The organism is Massilia sp. P2_C2 (genome assembly GCF_056404615.1).
Genome location: NZ_JBFUDR010000468.1, coordinates 1 through 3408, shown reverse-complemented (window position 1 = coordinate 3408; position 3408 = coordinate 1). Strand labels below are relative to the sequence as shown.

Below are 3408 nucleotides of genomic sequence, written 5' to 3'. Positions count from 1 at the left end.
GCCCTGCCGCGCGCAGCCGAACAGCGAAAAGCCGAACAGCAGGCCACCGCCCGCGACGCCGCCGGCCTTCAGCAGCCGGCGGCGCCTGTTCGATACAGGTTGCTTGATCATCTGGTCCATATGGGTTCCTGTTTTTTATACGAATACCGAATCGTCTCGGGGGCCTCGAAAACCGTAGCGAGCGGCGGCAGTTCGGGCCGAGAAGCGCAGCTGTACTGAGGTACAGCGAGCATCGCAGGCCCGAAATGCAACGCGCAGTAGGTTTGCGAGGCTCCCCTCAGGACGAGGCGATCTTGATGGCTTTGCGGATGCGGTTGTAGGTGCCGCAGCGGCAGATGTTGCCGGCCATGGCATTGTCGATGTCGGCGTCGCCGGGCTTCGGTGTCGCGTGCAGCAGCGCCGTGGCGGACATGATCTGGCCCGACTGGCAATAACCGCACTGGACGACGTCGATCCGGCGCCACGCCTCCTGCACCTTCGCCCCCACCGGATCGTTGCCGACGGCTTCGATCGTCGTGATCTTCTTGCCGGCCGCGGCCGACACGGACGTCACGCATGAACGGATCGCCTGGCCGTCCAGGTGCACGGTGCAGGCGCCGCACAGGGCGACGCCGCAGCCGAACTTGGTGCCCGTCAGGCCGAGCACATCGCGGATCGCCCACAGCAGGGGCATGTCGTCGGGGACGTCGAGGTCGGTGGTGGTGCCGTTGACGTTCAAGGCGGGCATGGAAACTCCTTTCCTTATCGAATCACCAACTATAGGACCAAGACCGGAAGCCATGGCGCACGGGTCGAGGTCGCGCGACCGGCCGCCGACGCGCTGCATAAAAAACGGGCACAACGACTTTTGGTGTATCCTATGGCCCATCGCAACAACGGCTTCACGCCAACTATGCCTGAGCACCCTGCTGACGTCCGTTCGGACGTTAAAACCCATCGGTCGCTGTTCGAACGGCTGACCGCGCTGATCTCCCCCGAGCCCGAAAACCGCGCCGAACTGCTCGAAGTTCTGCACGACGCCCACGAACGCAACCTCATCGACGCCGACGCCCTCTCCATGATCGAAGGCGTGTTTCAGGTGTCCGATCTGTCGGTGCGCGACATCATGGTCCCGCGCTCCCAGATGGACGTGATCGACATCACCAAGCCCATCGAGGAATGGCTGCCCATCGTGCTGGAAACGGCTCACTCGCGCTTCCCCGCCATCGAGGGCGAACGCGACAAGGTGGTCGGCATCCTGCTCGCCAAGGACCTGCTGCGCTATTACGCGGAAGAGTCGTTCGACGTGCGCGACATGCTGCGCCCGGCGATCTTCATCCCGGAATCGAAACGCCTGAACGTGCTGCTGCGCGACTTTCGCGCCAACCATAACCACATGGCCATCGTCGTCGACGAGTACAGCGGCGTGGCCGGCCTGATCACCATCGAGGACGTACTGGAACAGATCGTCGGCGACATCGAGGACGAGTACGATTTCGACGAGGAAGAAGACAACGTCCTGTCGATCAAGGAAGGCCAGCACGGCTCGCGCTGGCGCGTGAAGGCGCTGACCGAGATCGAGCAGTTCAATGAAGAAATCGGCGTCGACCTGCCCGAGGACGACGTCGACACCATCGGCGGCCTCGTCGCCAGCCACCTGGGCCGCATGCCGCACAAGGGCGAAGTGTTCGACCTCGACAACCTGCGCTTCGAAGTGCTGCGCGCCGATGCGCGCCAGATCCATGTGCTGCTGGTCGAGAAACTCCCGGCCCTCGACGACGATCACGATTGACGCGGGACCAGCATTGTTCGACTCCAGCCTGAACCTGCGGCGCCGCCGCAAGCCCCGCGTGGCGCCCGATCCCGCGCTGCGCGGCACGTGGCCGAGCGTTGCCGGTCTCGTCCTGGCCGCCCTCACCGGGGCCTCCAGCCTGTTCTCGTTCGAACCGTTCGGCTGGTGGCCGCTGCAGTTCGTCCTGCTCGCCTATTTCTTTTACCAGGTCGGCATGGGTAGCTCGGTCCGCCGCGCCACCTTCATCGGCTGGGCGTTCGGCTTCGGCTGGTCGGTCGCCGGCATGCACTGGCTGTACATCGCCATGAACCGCTACGGCGGCCTGGCCGCGCCGCTGGCCGCGATGGGCGTCGTCCTGCTCGGCCTGTACATGGGCCTCTTCGGCGCCTTCGCGGCCGGCGCGGCCGCCTGGCTGAGAAAGCGCTGGTCGCTGCCGGTGCCCGCGTTCCTGCTACTGGTGCTGCCTGCCTGCTGGGGCGTGTCGGAATGGATGCGCGGCTGGGTGTTCACCGGTTTTCCCTGGGCCGCCTCGGGCTATGCACACGTGACGGCACCGCTGGCCGGCTTCGCGCCCATCGTCGGCGTGTACGGCATCGGCGTGCTGGTCGCCATGGGCGCCGGCTGCCTTACGATGCTGACCCAGCGCCGCAAGCTGCCTGCACTGGGGCTGCTCGCCGCGCTGCTGCTGGCCGGCTGGGGTTTGAAACACATCGCCTGGACCGAACCGGTCGGCCGCCCGCTTACGGTGCGCCTGCTGCAGGGGAACATCCGCCAGGACGAGAAATTCAGCGCGGCGCACCTGGACGAGATTCTCGTGCGCTACCGCGACATGATGACGGCCGCGCCGGCCGACCTGATCGCGGCACCGGAAACGGCGATCCCCGTGTTCCCGAACCAGCTGCCGCCCGACTACCTGCAGACGTTCCGCGACTATGCGGCGCGCACGGGCAGCTTCTTCCTGTTCGGAATTCCGCTCGCCGACAGCATGACGGTGTATGCGAACAGCGTGGCCGGCATCGGCCCGCAGGGACAGAACTACCGCTACGACAAGCAACACCTCGTGCCGTTCGGCGAATTCATCCCGACGGGCTTCCGCTGGTTCACGAACATGATGCAGATTCCGCTGGGCGACTTTACGCGCGGACCCGACGTGCAGGCGCCGTTCGCCGTGCGCGATCAGCTGGTGCTGCCGAACGTCTGCTACGAAGACGTGTTCGGCGAAGAGATCGCGATGAACCTGCGCAAGGCAGCGCGCCCGGCCACCGTGCTGCTGAACGTGTCGAACCTGGCATGGTATGGCGAATCGGTGGCGATCCCGCAGCACCTGCAGATCTCGCGCATGCGCAGCCTGGAGACGGGCCGCCCGATGCTGCGCGCCACGAACAACGGCGCCACTGCCGTCATCGACGGCCGCGGCAACGTGCAGGCCCTGCTGCCGTTCTACCGCCAGGATACGCTGGCGGCCACGGTACAGGGGATGGCCGGCAGCACGCCCTACATCCGCTGCGGCAACCTGCTGTTCCTGGGCCTGGGCGTCGTGCTGCTCGCCGGCGCCTGGTTCGCGGGACGGCGCCGGCGGGGCGAGGCACAAAATCATGCCTGAGGTCTTCCCCTCAGCCGTATTAATCAGTAAAGTC

General features: G+C 65.8%; 3 protein-coding genes. 2 read left to right on the top strand and 1 reads right to left on the bottom strand.

Annotated features, from left to right (window positions below):
- Positions 1 to 277: 277 nt before the first annotated feature.
- Complete coding sequence (locus tag AC1DYX_RS29485) at positions 278 to 727, bottom strand: (2Fe-2S)-binding protein (protein ID WP_477265521.1); 450 nt, start codon at positions 725 to 727, stop codon at positions 278 to 280.
- 165 nt (positions 728 to 892) lie between these two features.
- Here AC1DYX_RS29485 and AC1DYX_RS29480 point away from each other — a divergent pair, with 165 nt between their 5' ends.
- Together AC1DYX_RS29480 and lnt are read left to right on the top strand one after the other, a co-directional pair.
- Positions 893 to 1771, top strand: coding sequence for an HlyC/CorC family transporter (locus AC1DYX_RS29480; RefSeq protein WP_477265523.1), 879 nt, complete (start codon positions 893 to 895; stop codon positions 1769 to 1771).
- Between the two features lie 13 nt (positions 1772 to 1784).
- Positions 1785 to 3374: an apolipoprotein N-acyltransferase gene (gene lnt / locus AC1DYX_RS29475; RefSeq protein WP_477265519.1), complete on the top strand. Its 1590-nt coding sequence runs from the start codon at positions 1785 to 1787 to the stop codon at positions 3372 to 3374.
- Positions 3375 to 3408: the final 34 nt, after the last annotated feature.